Raw genomic sequence first — 18,495 nt, 5'->3', positions numbered from 1 at the left:
CCGGCCGGCGCGGCCCTTCGTGCGGGAAGGGCCGCGGCCCCCGCCCAGCCGTACAGAGGGAGGGCGGCCGAATACACCTCGCGTTCGGGGAGACGGCGAGCTACGCTGCCCCGCGATGACAACTCACTCTGCCAACAGATTGGGGGCCCCGTCCGCGCAAGGTGAGTGCTGATGCTCACTCAAGACGCGAACAGGGATTCCCGCCTGTCCTTCTGGCTGCGCGTACGAGAGTTCGCCGTGCCGCCCTCCATGATCGAGACCGCGACCGCCCGCCGTCATGTCGGCGACTGGGCGGGGGCATGCGCCGCCGCGGGTGTCGATGTCGATCTCAGCCCACGCTCCGTGGCACGCACCCATGGGCGAGAACTCGCGTCCCGGATCCGGGACGATCTGCGCCATCTGGCCCCTGACCTGTTGCGCTGGTACCTCCCGAGGATCGCTCCGCGCGGGCTGCTGCGCCCGGGGCTGACGGTCACTCTGGCCCGGTACGACACCGAGGGGCCCGGCGGCGTACGCCCGGTGCGTCTGGTGGTCCGGACCCCGCCCGCCTGGGCGGATGCCGGTCAGCGGATAGGGCTCGCGCTGTGGGACGGACCGGAGTCCGGCACCGAGGCCCGCCGCCATCCGCACCACCGCCCGAACCCCCGGTTCCGCCTCGACCTGCACCGCCATCTCTGGGATGCGCGCAGAGCCGACGAGCTGCGGATCCGGTCCGGGGCCGACGGGCCGCCCGCCGGCCGCCGAGTCGCGGTGCCTCCCGAGGTGCTGGAGCTGGTGCCGCCCGCCCGTCGCTGCGCCACCGACCGGTGGGCGGACGAGGCGGGGATCCTGCTCCGGGCCGAGGGGCGGTCCGCCGGGACCGTCGCCGTGCGGTTCGGGGCCCGGCACCGGCTGCTCCTGGACCTGGTGCCCGAGGGGGACGGCCCCGGGCCGTCCGCACTGCGGATCGCGGCCGCCACCACGGCCACGGGCGGTGGTGCCTTCGCGCTGCCGGTGCTGCCGGACGCGGCGACCTGGGTGCTGCCCGACCTCGATCTGATCCGTACCGGGTCGATCGAGGCAGGGCGGCTCCATCCGCTGGTCCTCGCGGCGCTGGCGCCGGACCGCCCGCCGCCCGGTCCGGCACCGGCCCCGGACCGGGCGGCACAGCCACGCCTCGTGGAATGCCGGGGAGACCTGCACCGGATCGGCCTGGTCGACGGGGTGCTGGCCCCGCTGGACCACGACCCGGCCGAGATCCGCCGGGAGGAGCTGCTGGTCGCACTGACCGGCACTCCGCTGCCCTGTCTCCAGGCCATCGACGAGGCGCACCGCCGTCCGGACTGCCTCGCCGGTGTGCGCGAACGCCTTGACCACGGCGACATCGCCGGTGCGCTGGCCGTCGTCGAGGGTCTGCTGGGCCCCGGTGCGCTGCTGCGCAGCGGCGAACTGCGGGACGAGCTGGAGGAGGCCGCGCGGCGGCGGATCACGTACGGGCTGTTCCGAGCGGGCCTGGTCGAAGGGCCCGACCGCCTCCACCCGTACCGCCGCCGGTCCCGTGACCGCCGCTCGCACCCGCGCCACGCGGTCCGTCGCTGACACACGGTCCGTCACCGGCCCGCAGTTCGCATGCCGTCCGCGGTCGGCAGCAGGCCGGCACCGACCGGAATTCCCCACTTCTCCCGTACGCCCCACCACGAGCCCACAGGTGATTCAGACATGCTCACACGCACCCCTTTCGTCACGTCCGTCCCTTCCTCCGGCCAGGACCGCGTCTCCCAGCTCGACATCGCCGGTGAGCTGACGGCCCTGCTGCGCGACACCACCACCGAACCCCGTCCCGACATCCAGCTGGAGGCCCTGACCCTGGCCGTGGCCGCCGATCTGCCCGTACTCCTGTGGGGCGAGCCCGGCATCGGCAAGACCGCCGCGCTCACCCAGCTCGCCGTGTCCCTGGATCTTCCGCTGACCACGGTCATCGCCAGCGTCCATGAGCCGTCCGACTTCTCGGGGCTGCCCATCGTGGGGGACGACCCCGCTGAGCAGGGCGTGCCGATGGCGCCGCCGGACTGGGCGGTGCGGCTGGTGCGGGCAGGCCGGGGGCTGCTGTTCCTGGACGAGCTGTCCACCGCGCCGCCGGCCGTGCAGGCCGCCCTGCTCCGTCTCGTGCTGGAGCGGCGGATCGGCGCCCTGCAACTGCCGCCCGGGGTACGGATCGTGGCCGCGGCCAATCCGCGTTCCTCGGCGGCCGACGGCTGGGAGCTCAGCCCGCCGCTGGCCAACCGGTTCGTGCATCTGCAGTGGACCCACGACCACGAGGTGGTGGTGCGCGGCCTCGGCGGGACCTGGCCCCGGGCGACACTGCCCAGGCTCGATGCCGAACGGCTGCCGGAGGCCGTGGACTTCGCCCGCCGCGCGGTGTGCGGGCTCCTCGCCGCCCGCCCGGCGCTCGTGCACCGGCTGCCCAGCGGTGAGACTCGCCGGGGCGGTCCGTGGCCGTCGCCCCGGAGCTGGGACATGACCCTGTGTCTGATCGCGTTCGCGACCGCGGCCGGCTCCTCCAGGGACGTGCTCTCCCTGCTGGTCCGGGGCACCGTGGGCGACGGTCCGGGGCTGGAGCTGCTGGCGAGCCTGGACCGGATGGATCTGCCGGACCCCGAGACGCTGCTCGCCGACCCGGCGGGCGCCGTCCTGCCCGAGCGGGGGGACCTGCGTCAGGCGGTGCTCGACGGCGTGGTGGCGGCGGTCCGCAATCGTCCGGAAAAGCTCCGCTGGGACGCGGCATGGGAGCTCCTGGTCCGGGCGTTGGAGACCGGCGCCCCGGACGTGGTGGTCGTCCCGGCTACCACACTCGCCTCGCTGCGCCGGGCGGACTGGGACGTTCCGGCATCGATCGAGCAGCTCGCCGGAGCGGTGTCCCTGTCCCGGCGGGCGGACCGGGCGGCGACCCGGGCCGCGGACCGGGTCGCCGCGGCGGCGAAGGCCGGCCGATGACACCCGACGCGCCGGGGGCGCTGGACCTCGACAAGCTCTTCGCCGCCCGGCTGCAGGCCGTCCGGGCCCGCCCCTACCTGGCGACGGCATTGTTCGCCCTGCGCGTCGTGGAGTCGCGGCGGGTACCGACGATGGCCGTCGACCGGCACTGGCGGTGCTACGTCTCACCCGGCTTCGTGGACCGGACCCCGGAGGAGGAACTGGCCGGGGTGTGGGTGCACGAGGTGTCGCACCTGCTGCGCGACCACCACGGGCGCGGCGACCGGGTCGCACGGCGGCAGGGGCTGACCGGTCCCGCCGAACGGCTGCGGATGAACATCGCCGCCGACTGCGAGATCAACGACAACGTGTTCGGCGAGGGGCTGGTCCGGCCGGAGGGCGCTGTCTGTCCGGCCTCCCTGGGGCTCCCCGAGGGGCAGCTCATGGAGGACTACCTGCGTCAGTTCAGGCTCGGGCCGCATACGCAGGACCTGGCCTGGCTGGACTGCGGCAGTGGCGCCGACGGGCTGGAGCGGGAGTGGGACCTGGGGCCGGACGGTGCGCACGGCCTGAGCGAGCAGGAACGGGACGCGGTCCGGTTCCGGGTGGCGCAGGGCATCACCGGCCGTCCGGGGAACGCCTCGAAGGGGTGGCAGCGGTGGGCCGAGGAGGCGTTCCACCCGCCGCAGCCGTGGCGGGAGCTGCTGGGTGCGGCGGTCCGTTCGGCCGCCTCCGGGTCCGGCGCGGGCGAGGACTACACGTACGGCCGCCCCTCGCGGCGCTCGGCCGGTGTGCCCGGTGCCGTTCTGCCGAGCCTGCGGCGCAGACCGCCCCGGGTCTGTGTGGTCATCGACACGTCCGCTTCGGTCAGCGACACCGAACTGGGCAGCGCGCTCCTGGAGGTAGCCGCGATCTCCCGCGCGGTCGGCGGCCGTCGCGACCTGATCACCGTCCTCCCGTGCGACGCGGCGGCAAGGGTCGCGCACCCGTTGTGCCGCGCCGAGGGAATCCCGCTGGTGGGCGGCGGGGGTACGGATCTGCGCTCGGGCTTCGCCAGGGCCCTGCGGACGCAGCCGAGGCCCGATGTCGTCGTGGTCCTGACGGACGGCCAGACCCCCTGGCCGAGTGCCCAGCCGGCGTGCCGGACGGTGGTGGGCCTGTTCCCCCGGCTGCGGGACGAGGACGATCCGTACTACGTCCCGGGCTCCCCGCCCGAGTGGGCACGCACGGTGGTCATCGGGGCGGTTCCCACGGCGCGGTAGGGCTCGGGGCGTTCGCCGTCACCCCTTCGTCCGGCCCGGTGCACCACCCCGGGTACTGTCCGCTTGTTCGAATCAGGCCCCGTAGCCCGGGGCTGCACGTGGGAGAGTCGTCATGAGCGGAGCAGGACCGGCGGAGCGTATGTGGAAGCCGAACAACGAGGAGGGCGGGGCGCTCGCGGGCCGGTGGTGGCAGTGGGCCCTGTCCGCGCCCGACGACCGGAGCCCGGTCAGGGACACGACGGGTGAGCACGCCGCCTGGAACCAGCCGGAGGACCTCTGGTTCCTGGCCGGCACCTACGGCGGGCAGGTGGTGCGGCGCTGCGCGATCCCCTCGGACCGGCCGGTCTTCTTCCCCGTCCTCAACATGCAGCACCCCCGGTCGTACTCGAGGATTCCCCAGCGCATGACGGCCACGGAGGCCACGGCCTCGCTCAACAGCGTCCCGCTGCCCTTGCAGGAGTTCACCGCGCCGTTCCGGACCGGGCTGACCCAGCGTTACGCCTGGGGCATCTGGGGCGGCTTCGAACCACTGACCGCCGGTCAGTACGTGCTGGAGATCAAGGCCGCCGCCACGAACGGCTTCTGGGTCGACACGACCTACCACCTGGAGTCGAAGGCGCCCTGATCCACCGGACAGCCCTACGTGTCGGGGGCGCATGGCATCATGCTGAACGATCTCGTGAGACCACGAGGAGCACGTTCAGCACAACTCCCTTTCATTCTGCGGAGGTTGCTCATGCGTCGCCGATTCACCGTCCCGCTCGCCACGGCCGCTCTGTCGCTCCCCCTCGTCCTGCTCCCTGCCGCGTCCGCCGCGGCCGCTCCTGCCGACAAACCCCAGGTCCTCAGCTCCTGGACCCAGACGGGCCTGGCCAGCTACAACGCCTGGAACTCCGCCCGCAACAACCAGGGCGCCTGGTCCGCGTACGGCTTCGACTGGTCGACGGACTACTGCAGCAGCTCGCCCGACAATCCGTTCGGCTTCCCCTTCCAGACCGCCTGCGCCCGCCACGACTTCGGCTACCGCAACTACAAGGCGGCCGGCGCCTTCGACGCCAACAAGTCGCGCATCGACTCCGCGTTCTACTCGGACCTCAAGCGCGTATGCGCCGCCTACTCCGGAGCGAAGCTCACCGCGTGCAACAGCACCGCATGGACCTACTACCACGCCGTGGACATCTTCGGCGTGGCACCGGCGAAGGCGGGCGCCGAAGGACTGACCAGAGCCGCCTGACTCCTTCTGAACGTGACGACGGGCTCGTCCGCATCGCCTCGATCGATGCGGACGAGCCCGTTGTCGTGCGGCAGGCTCAAAACAGGGCGTCCTCGGTGCCCTCACCGAAGCCCGGACCGCATCGCCGCCGATGGCCTCGATCCCACCCGCAACAGCTGAGCCCTACCCCTCCCCGCACCATCTGCCGTCCTTCATCGGGTTTTCAACTCCCGGGCTCGGTAAGAGCTCTGATGAGTCATCATCGAATCGGGCGGGAAAAGACGGGCACGCGGTGCCCGCACATTACCGAGGAGGCGCCAAGTGCGTAGTCGGGTGCGCGCGGTGGACGGGCGGCATCTGGTGGTGGAGCGACTCGGGGATCCTCGTGGCAGACCGGTCTTCCTGCTGCACGGGATGCCCGGCAGCAGGCTCGGTCCGGCTCCGCGCGGCATGGTCCTGTACCAGCGCAAGACCCAGCTCATCACCTACGACCGGCCGGGCTACGGCGAGTCCGACCGGCTGCCGGGCCGCTGTGTCGCCGATGCCGTTCAGGACGTACGGGCCATCGCCGACCATCTCGGACTCGAACGGTTCGCCGTGGTGGGCCGTTCCGGTGGTGCCCCGCATGCCTTGGCCTGCGCGGCGCTGATGCCCGAGCGGGTGACCCGTACCGCCGCACTGGTCGCGCTGGCCCCCCGGGAGGCCGACGGTCTCGACTGGTTCGACGGGATGGCCGCCTCCAACGTGCTGGCGTACTCCACGGCGACGGCCGATCCGGACGGGCTCGCGGAGTCGTTCATCTCCCGGTCCGCGGTGATCAGGAAGAACCCGGTCCAGCTCATCGACGATCTGCGCCGGGAGCTGACCGACTCCGACCGGATGGTGGTCAACGACGCCGGGGTCCGCACCATGCTGCTGCGCAACTACCGTGAGGGGTTGCGCACTTCGGCCTGGGGCTGGATCGACGACGCGCTCGCGTTCAGCAATCCGTGGGGGTTCGACCCTGCGGACATCACGAGCCCCGTACTGCTGTGGCACGGCGAGAAGGACGTGTTCTCCCCGGTGGGCCACTCGCGCTGGCTGGCCGAACGCATTCCGAACGCCACCGTCGTGGTGGAACCGGCGGCAGCGCACTTCGACGCGCTGCACGCGCTGCCCGAGATCCTCAACTGGCTGCTGGACCCGCCCGTCGGATGACGGGCAGGGCCGGTGTTCCGGGAGCGGCCGGCGACGGCCGGACGCTCCCGGGGCTCACACCGCCGTCGGTTCCAGTTCGCGCTCGAACCGGTCGTCGTCCCGGGCGATCCGGGTCATCGGATGGTCGTCACCGAGCTGGCGGGCCAGTTCCTCGACCGTCTCGGTCCTCAGCCGCAGCGCCTCGTCCTTGCGCCCCATCGCGTCGAGCGTGACCGCCATGTTCGACGTCATGGCCAGGGTCTCCGGGTGATGCGCCCCCAGTACCCTCCTGAGCTGCCCGGACACCTTCTCCTCGGTCTCCAGCACCAGATCGAGATCGCCCCGCTCCGCCGTCGCGTTCGCCAGGTTCATCACGCAGAACAGGGTGTTGGGGTGCTCCGGCCCGTACACCTCCCGCATCGAGGCGACCACTCTGGTCAGTACCCGCACAGACTCCTCGGACGCGCCGGATCCCGACTGGTAGACGCCGAGGTTGTTCAGCGCGGCCAGGGTGTACGGGTGCTTCTCCCCCGGCACCTTCATGTACTGGTCGACGACCTCCTGTGCGGTGTCCCTGGCCTCGTTCGCCTCGCCGGCCGCGAACAGGTCGGCCGCCATGTTGAGATCGCAGGCCAGCGACTCCGGGTTGGCGGAGGTGTACTTGGCCCGGTACCTGGACCGGGTGGCCACCGTGAGCCTGCGGGCGTCCTCCAGTCTGCCCGCTCGGCGCAGCGACACCGCGAGGCTCTTCGCCGCACTCAGCGTGCCCGGGAAGGCCCTGCCGAGCGTGGCCTTGTAGCTGTCGTACGTACGGCTGAGGATGCCGACCGAGTCCTCGTACCGTCCGACGTCCCGCAGGTCACGGGCCAGGTTCATGGCCGAGGAGAGGCTGTAGGGGTGTTCCGCGCCGAGCACCTCGACACGCCGGTCGAAGACATCCTGGTCGATCTCGCGGGCCTTGGCGTACTGGCCGATGGACCGCAGGGTGAACGCCAGGTTGTTGGCCGCGGCCAGCGTCCTCGGGTGCGACTCGTGGAAGATCTGGTTGAACCCGTCGGTGGCCTCGGTCGCCAGCTCGATCGCCCTGGTGTACTCCCCGAGCGTGCCGAGGTCGGTCGCCAGGCTGCTGGTGCTCATGTACGTGTGCGGGTGCTCCGGGCCCAGGACCTCCCGCTGTGTCTCCAGGGTGATCTCGTCGAGCTCCCTGGCCTCCACGTAACGGCCGCGCGAGCGGTAGATGTTGGAGAGGTGGAAGCAGAGGTAGAGGTACTGGATGTCCCGCTCCCCCAGCGTCTGACGCCAGATCTCGCGCAGCTCCTCGCAGACCGTCGTCGCGGTCCGGAAGTCACCGCGCTTCCAGAGGTAGCGGACCCGGTCGATCAGCAGCCTGCGGGCCTCGGGCTCCTTGCAGTTTCGCGCGTCGGACGGGCCGAGGTGTGGCCAGATGGTGGCGAACTGCGGCCAGGTCGAGGGGTTGTCGATCGGCTCGTCGTCGTCGGGCCGGGCGCCTGCCAGGATGCGGTGGACGGCGTGCCGGGCGTCCTGCTGCTCCTCCTCGGTGAGCTGCGCCCGGATGACGGCCTGGACGAGCCGGTGCACCTGGATGGAGTTGGAGACCTGGTCGACCTTGGCGAGGGCGAACCGGCCGATCTCCCGGATGACCCGGCCCAGCACCAGCTTCTCCTGGAGCGAGGCGTCGTACGGCTTCAGCGCCTCGATCATCTCCTTGCTGTACAGGAGGTTCCCCGAGATGGGCTCGGGTGCGAAGAAGGCGCAGAGCTGGAGCAGCCGGACCGCGGCGGGCGAGCGCTCCTTGAGCCGCTGGATGGAGATGTTCCAGGTCGCGGCGACCGGCTCCGGGTAACCGGCCGGCTGGTTGAGCGCCAGGACCTCGGGCGCCTGCTGGGCCAGCTGTTCGAGATAGGTGTCGATCGGGGTGGCGGTCTCCGCGATCCAGGCCGCCGCCTGCTCCACGGCCAGCGGCAGGTCACCGACGGCGGTGGCCACCTGGGCGGCGTCCTCGTCGCTCAGCCCCGGGGCCCGGCGCTGGAGGTGCTCGATGGACTCCTCGCGCAGGAAGACGTCGACCGGCAGCGCGTCGCCGTGCTGGGACCAGGCCTGGTTGCGCGAGGTGACCAGGATGTGGCCCGAGCCGCCCTGCGGGAAGTAGCGGCGGAGCCTTTCGGGGTCGTCGGCGTTGTCGAAGACCAGCAGCCAGCGGTCCGAGGGCACACCCCGGCGCAGCAGGTCCACGGCCTCCTGGGAGGCGGCCGCCATGTCGTCGCCGCCCTGGGCGCCGAGCCGGACCGCGAGCTCGGCGAGCGCGGCCACCACGTCGTCGGTCTGCTCGGAAGATATCCACCAGACCAGGTCGTAGTCGGCCATGAAGCGGTGCACGTACTCCAGGGCGACCTGGGTCTTGCCGACGCCGCCGAGCCCGTACAGGGTCTGCGGCTGCGGCAGCACCACGGCCATGCCGCCGCCGAGCTGGTCGCGCATCCGTTCCAGGACCAGGGAGCGGCCGGTGAAGCCGGGGTTGCGCGGAGGGGCGTTCCAGATCCTGGGGACGGTGCCCGGGAAGCGCGGTCCGGGCGACACCGCGTCGGTGAGCTGTACGGGCCGGTCCAGGGCGCGCAGCAGGGCGGCCGTGGCGTGTACCTCGTCGAGCCGGAAGAGGTCGACGGGGTTGCGGTCGATGTAGGGCGCGGAGAGCCGCACGTCACCGACCCTGAGCGGCAGCAGATGGCGCCGGCCGCCGCCGGGGTCCTCCGCGACGGCCCGGTCCCAGAGGTTCACCGCGCGCTGGGACTTGAGGTAGGCGCTGGAGAGCAGCACCACGGTACGGGCGGCGCTCTCGACGGGCGCCTGCTCCGCGTTCTCCCGCTGGGCGGACACGTCGCGCGGCACGACGCGGAACCCGGCCCGGGTGAGCACGGACTCGATCCAGTCGGCCCACATCCGGTTCTCCGCCACATAGCTGAGGAAGAGATCGGCCGGCAGCGCCGGCCTGCGCCGGGTGAACGCGTCCCGGATGCGCAGCCGCACCTCTTCGCCGACCGGTGGCATCGAGGTGATCTGCTGGTCGGTGATGACGGAGGTGAGCCGCTCGAAGGCGGAGAGCAGGGAGTTGGTGAGACCGGCCTCGTCGCCGAAGGTGGCGAGGGTCTCCTCGTAGGCGTAGTAGGGGCGGTACGGGATCTCCACCGCGCCCCAGTAGGCGGTGAGTTCGTCCCCGGACAGGTCGCGCGGCAGCCGGTCGAACTTCAGCCGGGCCAGCGCCCGTCCGGCATCCGCCTTCTCCTTCTCGCCCTCGTCGATGCGCATCGGGACGGGGAAGATGGAGATGGGGCGGCCTGTGTAGCGCTCGGAGATCTGCCGGGCGACGGAGGCGGCACCGTCGATGGACTGGTCGCTGAGCGTGAAGCAGTCGACGAGGACGTCGGGGAGGTGGACGGTGCAGATGTCGGCGATGTCGCTGAGGCCGGTCCGGCTGTCGATGAGGACGTAGTCGTAGTTGGCCTTCATGTCGTCGCGCAGGGCGTCGAAGAAATGGCCGCCGCCGAGCCGGTCGTAGAAGTTGTCCCAGTCGAAGGTGGAGACGGTCGCGGAGTACTCGCGGTTCTGCCGTCCCGCGGAGACGAAGTCGAGCGTGCCGCCCTGCGGGAACTCCCAGCCGAGCGCTTCGGGAGCCAGGGAGACGGCGTGCGGCTGGATACGGGCGTAGTCGCGGTGCCAGTCGTCGGCACGCTGGACGGGGCTGGTCGCGGCCCACGCGTATTCGGTGATCAGATCGATGACGCCGGTGGTGGCACCGAGTGTCGACGGGTCGAGGAACGGGTGGAAGAACCGGTGGAGCCCAGGTGCCTCCAGGTCCCAGTCGACGGCCAGTACCCGTTTCCCGTTGGCGGCGAGTATCCAGGCCGTGTTGGCCAGGGCCATGGTGCGGCCGGTGCCGCCCTTGTACGAGTAGAAGGTGACGATGCGCCCGTCACGACTGGCCGTCATCCGTGTCCTCCGCATCCGTCGCAGGGTCGTGTGTCTCGGGGATGTAGTTCGTCTGTGCCATCGGCCCCATCAGCCGGGTCCGTTCGGTGTGTCCGCCTCCGGTGGCGGGTGGGTACACCGCCGCATGTCTCAGGTACTGCTGGGCCGCCACCTCGACGACCTGCGGCAGGATCTGCCCGAACGCCTCCATGCTGGGGACGCCCTTGGCGGCGGCCCGGCAGTAGGCCCGTCCCTGGCGCATCTTGGTCGGCATGGTCTGTTCGAGCTTCTCGGTCAGTTCGGCCTCGGCAGCCATGCTCTCGTGGTCCTCCCGGTTCCACGGCACGATCATCGTCACCCAGGGGCGGTTCTCGGCGTCGAAGGCGGCGAGCCGCCGGCAACGGTCCTCGTCCTGCAGTGCCCAGCGGTCGACTAGCAGGATCTCCGGCCTGCTGGGCGGCTGCTTGCCCTCTCCGTGCCCGGTCTCCTCGTCGAAGGAGGAGATGGTCGCCTGGTAGTTGAGGGAGCGCACCAGGTCCTCGGCGACGTAGGCCAGCGGCCGGGCGGCGGCCGGGTGGTAGGGGTTCCAGTCCTGCGGGCTGTCTCCGTAGTAGTCGGCACTGCGTCCGGCGGGCAGGTCGTGCCGGGTGGCGGCGGCGATGGTGACCTGCATCGGACGGGGGCCGCCCACCGAACTGTTGGGAGGGCCGAAGGCACTGGGCGCCAGCCGGTAGTCGACGGGGCGGCCGGTGCCGATCCTTATCGTGTCGGCGACGTTGACGATGCGCTTGGCGAGTTCGTACACCGCGCGCTCGTACTCCTCGGCGAAGAGCCGGAGCTTGATCAGTCCGTAGAGTCCGTCGCTGACGTAACGGTCTCCGAAATCGCGGTGGTTGAACTGTAATCGCTCGGCGGGGCCGGGGAGTTGGCTCGGGGGCACCGGGACCCAGAGGGCCGGGACGATCGCCTCGGCCCGCTGGTTGGAGCGGGCGCGGTGGTGGATGGCGCGCTGAGCGAAGGCGTACCACTCCTTCCCGCACATCTCGCTCGCGAAATAACGCGGCGAGAACAGCGGAACGAACACCCGGCAGGTGGCGAGCACCTCACCGAGCCGTTCCGACCAGCCCTCGCCGGAGCGTATCTCGCGGTCGATGAACCCCGCGGGCGCGCCCGCGGGCAGATCCGTCATGGCCAGTACATGGTCACAGAGATCCTTGAAGAGGCGTTCGACCCACATATCCGGGTCGGTTCCATGGCCGTAGCCCGGTGTATGGGCATAACTCAAGAAGAAGTACGGCCGATGGTCCGCCGCTCGCTGCTGCGTTGTTGCGTGCACACGACCCCCGTCCTGTGTGAGCACCCGCATCCGGGGACTGAAGTGAATGCGAGCGAATTCATCATTCCGGAGCGGACGTTGCTCCACCCCCATGGCGTTCGGTCATTCAACGCCGGTTTTCAGTCATACGTTCCCGGGTTCCGCCGAACATTTCCTTGATCGAATTCGGTCTGCGGCTGTTCCTCCCAGTTGTCCCGTGTGTTCCGGCCCTCCCGCCCAACCGGAATTCGACCCTCAGATCTCTTTTCGCATCAGATCCAGCAGTCGCTTTCCGCTGACGGTGAGCTCGGCGGCCCCCTCCAGCGTGTCGAGGGCCTGCGGCACACCCTCCAGACAGCGTGGCTCGAATGCGCCCAACGCCATCCGTTCATAGGTCTCGGCCAGCAACCGGGAAAACGGAACTGGTTCTTCCTGCCAGGGAATCCGATGTTCCCAGGCGCCGTCCGCCGCGTATAGATCCGTGACATCGACCAGCGCCCGCAATTCGGCCCGCCGCGCTCCGCGCAGCAGCGCGAGCGCCAACTCCTCGGCACTGCCGTCCGCGACGATGCCCAGCGCGCCGTAACCGTGCCGCCCCACGGCGGGTTCGGCCGCGGCGGAACCGGTGAGCGGCGTGAGGGTGGTGAGACGCCCCGCCATCTCCGCGGCCCGCAGCGGCGCCTTCGCCACGATCAGCGTCCAGGCTTCACCGATCCTGGCCACCAGCTCCGCGGCGGCCCGGTCGTCGAGCGGGGCCGAAGCCGGTGTGGCGAAGCAGTCGCGGTACGGGTCGAGGTCGTCGATCGTCAGGCCGAGCGCCGGGCCGGAAGCGGCACCGGGCACCGAGAGCCGGCGCACCGGCCGCCAGCCGGGACCGGCCGCCGACAGCACGACCCGCCGCTCGGCCGGGTCGCCCTCGTCCCGCCGGACCAGGAAGCCGTCCTCGACGGCACGCACCAGCGCCGTGCCGTTCTCCCCCGCTTGCCCGATCCGCAACTCGCCGAGACCCGGAAGGACCAGCCTGCCGTCCGCATAGCGCACGGCGACAGAGATGTCGAGACCGGCCCGGACGGCGGCGGCAGCGAGAAGGGCCGGCAGCCGCAGCGCGTGCTCAACCGCCCCCGGCCGTTCGTCGTGGAGCGCCTCCAGGGCACGGAGCAGCCAGGTGCGGGTGTACGGGTGGGCCAGCACCTCGTCCAGGCCGCGGGCCCCCTCCTCGGAGGCCTCGATGGCGGCGGCCAGCTCCCAGGCCCGGACCCACCGCTCGCCGCCGTGCTCCTCGACGTCGGCGTTCAGCCGGGCCAGCAGCATGCGGGTGAGCTCTCGCTGGGAGGCGGCCAGCTCGACCGGGTCGGCGAGCTCGGGCGCGACGAGGGAGGCCGCCGTGCGCGCCTCGATGCCGCGCACCAGGGCGGCCAGGTCCTCGCAGTACACGGACGGGTTGTCGAACTCGCCGGACGGCCCGGTGGAGCGGTACCGGTGGGTGTAGAGCCCGCCGCCGCACGAGCGCACGACGGGACAGCGGCGGCAGGTCTCGCTGACACCGGCCAGCCCGAGCTGCCGGGCCCGCACGCCGGGGTGGGCCGCCACCTCGTCCAAGGTGTGGGTGAAGACGTCGAAGCCGGTGGCCGCGGCGCCCTCGTAGGCGCTCTTGAGCGAGTCGACCTGCTCCAGCTGGCCGTCGGTCTCGACGACGACCAGGTCGGTCGGAGCGAGCCCCAGGGACTCGGTGAGGCTGGGGCCGCCGCTCAGCGTGGACAGCACCGAGGAGAAGAGCCGCACCGGCACCGGACGCCCCTGCTCCTGCCAGCGGTCGAAGACCGCGAGGAGCCATTCGGCATAGGCGGTGGGCGAACCGTCCGGGCGCGGCGGCGGATCGTCCCAGGTGGCGTGCGGGAGCAGGAAGTCGATGAGCGGCGGATCGAGCTCGGTGAGCGCGTCGAGGACCGCGATCGGGTCGTTCTCGATGTCGACGGTGCACAGGAGCCCGAGATCGAGGTGGCGGTAGCGCTCCTGCCGGAGCAGTTCCACGGCCTTGAGGACCAGGGGATGGCTGCTGCGCCCGTCCGCGTAGCGGCGGTGCCTGTCGTTCGCGGCCCGGTCGCCGTCGAGGGAGATGCCGACCCTGACATTGAACTCGTCGAAGAGGTCGAGATACCGCGGACTGAGCTGGAGTCCGTTGGTGTGGATGCGGAGGTCGAGTTCCGCGACGCCGTCGAAGGCGGAGGTGAGCACTTCGCAGACTCGCCGCAATCGGGCGGGCCCCGCCAGTAGAGGCTCCCCTCCGTGCAGGATCACTGACACGGAGGGCAGTGCATGTGCCTTGGCATGCTCGGCCAAGCGCTGAGCAGTCCGGAAAATGACATCATCAGAGATTGTCCTGGGCCGGGTTCGCCAGCTCTGATCTGCATGTTCATAGACATAGCAATGGTCACAAGCGAGATCACACCTGCTGTGAACCTTGAGAACGACTTCGCGGAAAGGGACCAGGGGTCCTGTCATTCCACCAGTCTAGCCAGCCCGAAGGGGTGGTCGGAGCTTCGGTTCACGAGGTGTTGGGCGGGTTGTTTCAGAGTGCCGAGTTGAAGGTCGATGCCTGGGTGGGGCGACCGGCCGACACGGCGTGCACGCGGCCGAGCTTCCGGGCAGCAGCAGTGCCGCGGACATCGATCTGGGCGAGCGGCACACGGCTCTTCTTCGCAACGGCGAAGGAGAGGGAGGATTCTGAGGTGTTCACGGCCGTCCTTGAGGGGGTTTGTTCCGATGGAATGGTTCCGGACAGGAATGCAGCAACAGTATCTGCACCATTGCAGTGTCCGGCGGCACGACTTTACTCTCATGGCCTCCGTTGGCAACTGAGGACGGCCACTTGGAACGAGAGCGTCACACAGGCCTGTCCCGAATCGAACGGAACCCCTGATTCCGCCATTCAGGCGACGACATAACCGCAGACGGGAGTGAACATGACGGCGCTTCCCGGGCCGCTCCAGAGCATGGTCTTCAGGAACGCCGATCTGCCGGCGCTCTTTCACCACACGGACGAGATCGCCATCGCAAGGCAACGGGAGGCCGTGAACACCACCCGCGTACAACTGATACTCCTGGTCGCAGGGGCACTGCCCGCCGCCGCCCCCTGGCACGCCGAGCTGGGTGACACGTTTCAACTCACCGATGCCGCAGGTGCGTTGGCCTACCTGGGTGTCCTGATCACGACGTACCTCTCCGCCCGGCGCAAAGCAAAGTCGCATTGGCAACTCAACCGCTCTGCGGCCGAGTTCATCAAGTCGATGTGCTGGCGATACTCGGTGCATGGATCACCTTTCGACACCGGCACCCAGCACCCGGAGGCGGTGTTCGCGAACCGTCTCGAAGAGGGCCTTCAGGAGCTGCGCAAGGTGGGGTGGGCCGATCCCCGCGACCTGACGGCCGATTCGGGCGGGCTGATCACCGAATCGATGCGGGAGTTACGGGACAAAGCGTTCACCGTACGCAAGGAGACGTACGTGCGTGACCGCCTTATCGAGCAGAGAAGTTGGTACCGCAGGCGCCAGGAGGTGTCCCGGTGGGCCACCCTGGTCTGGTCGACCACCATCGCCGCCCTGACCGCACTGGCCCTGGTGTTCGCCCTGCTGCGGACGTTCTCCGTCACCCAGTCCTTCGCCCTGACGGGGGTGCTCTCGGCCGCGGCGGCGGCCTGTCTGGCGTGGAGCGAGATGCGCCGTCACCACCCGCTGATCTCGGCCCACTCCCTGGTGGAGCAGGATCTCGAGGCGATGCAGGTGGCGATGGAGACCACACTGACCGAGCGCCAGTGGCCGGGCGCGGTCTTCGAGACCGAGCGCATCGTCTCCCCGCAGCACACCGACTGGCTTGCCCGGCATCAGATGTGACGTGACGTCAGTAGTGCCGGGCGGCCGGGCCGGCCGTCAGCTCCGCTCCACGCCCTCGCGCCAGATCACCGTGACGGGGCGGCCCAGGCTGCGGGCGTACGTCACGATGTCGCCGGTGCCGCCGAGGCCGCGGGCCGGCCTGCCGTCCCACACCGCGAGCAGCCGGTCGCAGTGGTCGGCGATGTACGCGCCCGCCGCGTAGTACGCCTCGTCGGTGGAGTGCGGGTAGCCGAGCCGGACCTCCCGCACCGCCCGGTCCTTGAGGGCCCGGTAGCGGGCGAGTTCGGCCGCGTCCTCGAAGCAGGACTCGTAGTCGCCGCTCGGGATCACCACCGTCAGGTCGGCGCCGCGGGCCAGGGCGAGGTCGGCGAAGAGCTGATCCGCCCCCACCGCGAGGCTGGAGAGGGCCTCCATGGCGCCTTCGTGGCCGCAGAGCGCCGCCCGTAACCCCGCGAGCACATGGGCGTGGGCCTCCTGCGGAATTGTGCGATGACCGGTCACTCCGATGCGTTTCACGGACCTGGAACCCCCTGAGGTGTCTGCCGGGGGTCCCGGAGGTCATTCCCTCCGGTTGGCACAGCTCCGCCCCCGTGCTCCTGCGTGACCGACCTGCCCCACATCCTCTCAAAAGCCGCGGGGTGCGCGGGAGCCCCCGCCCGGGATTCGGGCAGGGGCCCCTTCACGGTCGGCCGCTTGTTCGAGGGCCGGTCATGGGGGTGTGCCGGGGGGGTCAGTAGACGCTGACCCCGTACGCGCTGAGCGCCTCGGTGACCGGCTGGAAGTACGTGGTGCCGCCGGAGGAGCAGTTGCCGCTGCCGCCGGAGGTGAGACCGATCGCCTTGGAACCGGAGTAGAGCGGACCGCCGGAGTCGCCGGGCTCCGCACAGACGTTGGTCTTGATCATGCCGTAGACGATGTCGCCGTTGCCGTAGTTGACGGTGGCGTTGAGGCCCGTGACGGAGCCGCTGTGGATGCCGGTGGTGGAGCCGCGGCGGGTGACGGACATACCGACCGTGGCGTGGCCGCGCTGGTGATGTCGACGCTGCCGACGGTGCCCTCGTGGGAGACCGCGGCGTTGTCGTACCGGACCAGGCCGTAGTCGTTGGTCGGGAAGCTGGAGCCGACCGTCGGGCCGATGCTGGTCGAGTTCGACGAGTTGGTGTACCAGGGCGGGTTGCCGTCGGTGCAGTGACCGGCGGTCAGGAAGTAGTAGGTGCTGCCGCTGCGGACGTTGAAGCCGAGGGAGCAGCGCCAGCCGGGAGCGTAGATCGCGTCGCCACCGGAGAGCAGTTTGCTGATCTTTCCTGTGGTGCGCTCGATCTTCAGGGCGCCGGCGTTGACCCCGGCGGACTGCTTGATCTGTTCGATCTCGGCTTTCGAGACCGTGCGGTCGACGGTGACCACGAGCTTCTTGCTCACCGGGTCGACGTTCCACGCCGTGCCCGCCACGTCGGCACCGAGCACGGCGTCGCTCGCGGCGGAGAGCTGCGCGGTGCTGAAGGTGGTGTTGGTGTCGGCCTGGGCGCTGGGGACGGCGAGGGCGGCGACGGCGACGAGGCCCGCGGTGATGGCGACGACCCTGGTCCGTCTCGCGGCGCCGCTGAGGGGGGTGGTGCGCTTGATCCTCACTTTTCATTCCTCCCGAGGGGAAGTCGGGGGTCCGCCTGTGGGGTGGTCGGACCCGTGAGGCGCAGTCGATCACACGGCCGTGCGCCCGCGATGCGAGCATGCCGTGTTCCTGACAAGCGCTGCTCGGGAGTATTCAAGGCGTCAACTTGTGGCGCAAGAGGGCCCTCTGGCCTGAACTTGTCGCGCCGCACGCGCGCGGCCCCGGCAGCACACGGGCTGCCGGGGCCGTCGTCCCGGAGAAATGCGACTGCACGTCAGCTGTCGAGGCGGTTGCGCTCCCCCGCCTCGACGGCGACGGACAGGGTGTTGCCCGGGGGCGGGAAGGGGCAGATGAAGTGGTCCGCGAAGGCACACGGCGGCAGCAGCGCACGGTTGAGGTCGACCGTCACGCTGCCGTCCTCGGCGGGTGCCGCGGGCCGCAGGAACCGGAAGCGGTAGCTGCTGTTCCCGCTGGTGGCGTCGGCGAACACCGCCCAGAGCGAGCCGTCCGGCTCGACCGCGACGTGCAGCGTGTGCTCCGTACCGTCGAGCTCGAAGGCGATCTCACCGGCAAGCCCGAGCCCGCGCTCGACCCCGTCGGCGTTCTCGACCCGGACGGTGCGGGCGCTGTCGTACGGGCGGAAGGTTCCCGGCAGCACCCAGCGGGGGTCGTACGGGGTGGCCTCGATGGCCCGGAAGGCACGCCGCGCCGGGGAGTCCGGGTCGAAGTCCCGTACCGCCCACAGCCCTTCGCGGCTCAGCACGACCAGCCGCCGCTCGCCGTGCCCGACGCGGGACCCGCCGATCGGGCCTCGGTCGGCGGTGAGGCGGACCTGGCCGGTGAAGGGCTCGCCGTCCACGGTCAGCCCGTCCGCTGCAAAGGCGCTGAGCACCAGCTCCTCGCCGTCCTCCCGCCACTGCCCGGGTACCTCGGGGATACGGCCCTCCGGGTGGTCGGAGAGCCAGTGGGTGCCGGTGAGGGAGAGCGGTCCGTAGGGGCCGGTCACCGTCGCGGTGCGCTCCTCGTGCCAGTGCTTCCAGTCCGGTGCCGCCTGCTCGGATCCGTGCGGCTGCTGTGCGTCCGTGCTCATGCGG

The 18,495-nt window shown here is 70.7% G+C and carries 13 protein-coding genes and 1 pseudogene; 7 read left to right on the top strand and 7 right to left on the bottom strand.

All coding sequences use genetic code 11. The features are described 5' to 3' along the window. The first annotated feature begins 171 nt into the window (after positions 1-171). The 6 genes from ACIRJP_RS27525 to ACIRJP_RS27500 all read left to right on the top strand — a co-directional run bounded on the left by ACIRJP_RS27525 (position 172) and on the right by ACIRJP_RS27500 (position 6,624). Positions 172-1,578, top strand: coding sequence for a hypothetical protein (locus tag ACIRJP_RS27525; RefSeq protein ID WP_404179437.1), 1,407 nt, complete (start codon positions 172-174; stop codon positions 1,576-1,578). Positions 1,579-1,698: 120 nt separating this feature from the next. Then, a complete protein-coding gene (locus ACIRJP_RS27520) occupies positions 1,699-2,973 on the top strand; it encodes an AAA family ATPase (protein WP_404179434.1) in 1,275 nt (424 codons plus the stop codon). Continuing rightward, positions 2,970-4,214: a VWA-like domain-containing protein gene (locus ACIRJP_RS27515; protein WP_404179431.1), complete on the top strand. Its 1,245-nt coding sequence runs from the start codon at positions 2,970-2,972 to the stop codon at positions 4,212-4,214. The genes ACIRJP_RS27520 and ACIRJP_RS27515 overlap by 4 nt, the downstream gene beginning before the upstream one ends. A gap of 112 nt (positions 4,215-4,326) precedes the next feature. Beyond that, a complete protein-coding gene (locus ACIRJP_RS27510) occupies positions 4,327-4,839 on the top strand; it encodes a hypothetical protein (protein WP_404179428.1) in 513 nt (170 codons plus the stop codon). A 111-nt stretch (positions 4,840-4,950) separates the two neighbouring features. Continuing rightward, positions 4,951-5,448 (top strand): phospholipase, encoded by a 498-nt coding sequence (locus ACIRJP_RS27505; RefSeq protein WP_404179425.1) that lies wholly within the window; start codon positions 4,951-4,953, stop codon positions 5,446-5,448. A gap of 300 nt (positions 5,449-5,748) precedes the next feature. After that, positions 5,749-6,624: an alpha/beta fold hydrolase gene (locus ACIRJP_RS27500; protein WP_404179422.1), complete on the top strand. Its 876-nt coding sequence runs from the start codon at positions 5,749-5,751 to the stop codon at positions 6,622-6,624. 54 nt (positions 6,625-6,678) lie between these two features. On the opposite strand, the gene fxsT is transcribed toward ACIRJP_RS27500, so the two are convergent. The 4 genes from fxsT to fxsA form a co-directional block, all read right to left on the bottom strand. Beyond that, complete coding sequence (gene fxsT / locus ACIRJP_RS27495; RefSeq protein WP_404179419.1) at positions 6,679-10,608, bottom strand: FxSxx-COOH system tetratricopeptide repeat protein; 3,930 nt, start codon at positions 10,606-10,608, stop codon at positions 6,679-6,681. Continuing rightward, the gene (gene fsxC, locus ACIRJP_RS27490) at positions 10,592-11,953 is read right to left on the bottom strand and encodes an FxsC protein (protein WP_404179417.1); all 1,362 of its coding nucleotides are present in this window, start codon (positions 11,951-11,953) and stop codon (positions 10,592-10,594) included. The genes fxsT and fsxC overlap by 17 nt, the downstream gene beginning before the upstream one ends. 204 nt (positions 11,954-12,157) lie before the next feature. Beyond that, on the bottom strand, positions 12,158-14,404 hold the full coding sequence (gene fxsBH, locus ACIRJP_RS27485; protein ID WP_404179414.1) for a radical SAM/SPASM protein FxsBH, inactivated beta-hydroxylase extension form: 2,247 nt from the start codon (positions 14,402-14,404) through the stop codon (positions 12,158-12,160). Positions 14,405-14,471: 67 nt separating this feature from the next. Continuing rightward, positions 14,472-14,639 (bottom strand): FxSxx-COOH cyclophane-containing RiPP peptide, encoded by a 168-nt coding sequence (gene fxsA / locus ACIRJP_RS27480; RefSeq protein WP_404179411.1) that lies wholly within the window; start codon positions 14,637-14,639, stop codon positions 14,472-14,474. Positions 14,640-14,895: 256 nt separating this feature from the next. Between fxsA and ACIRJP_RS27475 the strand changes: the two genes are divergently transcribed. After that, positions 14,896-15,792, top strand: coding sequence for a DUF4231 domain-containing protein (locus tag ACIRJP_RS27475; protein WP_404179552.1), 897 nt, complete (start codon positions 14,896-14,898; stop codon positions 15,790-15,792). 36 nt (positions 15,793-15,828) lie between these two features. Here the strand turns inward: ACIRJP_RS27475 and ACIRJP_RS27470 are convergent, their stop codons facing one another. From ACIRJP_RS27470 to ACIRJP_RS27460, 3 genes and pseudogenes are all read right to left on the bottom strand, one after another. Further along, entirely contained in the window at positions 15,829-16,308 is a 480-nt protein-coding gene (locus ACIRJP_RS27470; RefSeq protein ID WP_404179408.1) for a hypothetical protein, read from the bottom strand. Positions 16,309-16,522: 214 nt separating this feature from the next. Next, a pseudogene (locus ACIRJP_RS27465) lies at positions 16,523-17,421 on the bottom strand (S1 family peptidase). 254 nt (positions 17,422-17,675) lie between these two features. Further along, positions 17,676-18,491: a DUF1684 domain-containing protein gene (locus ACIRJP_RS27460; protein ID WP_404179405.1), complete on the bottom strand. Its 816-nt coding sequence runs from the start codon at positions 18,489-18,491 to the stop codon at positions 17,676-17,678. Between the last annotated feature and the right edge of the window lie 4 nt (positions 18,492-18,495).

This window comes from Streptomyces sp. NPDC102437, from assembly GCF_044765565.1.
GTDB lineage: Bacteria > Actinomycetota > Actinomycetes > Streptomycetales > Streptomycetaceae > Streptomyces.
Note: the sequence above shows the minus strand (reverse complement) of the source record. Positions and strands in the feature narration are given on the sequence as shown.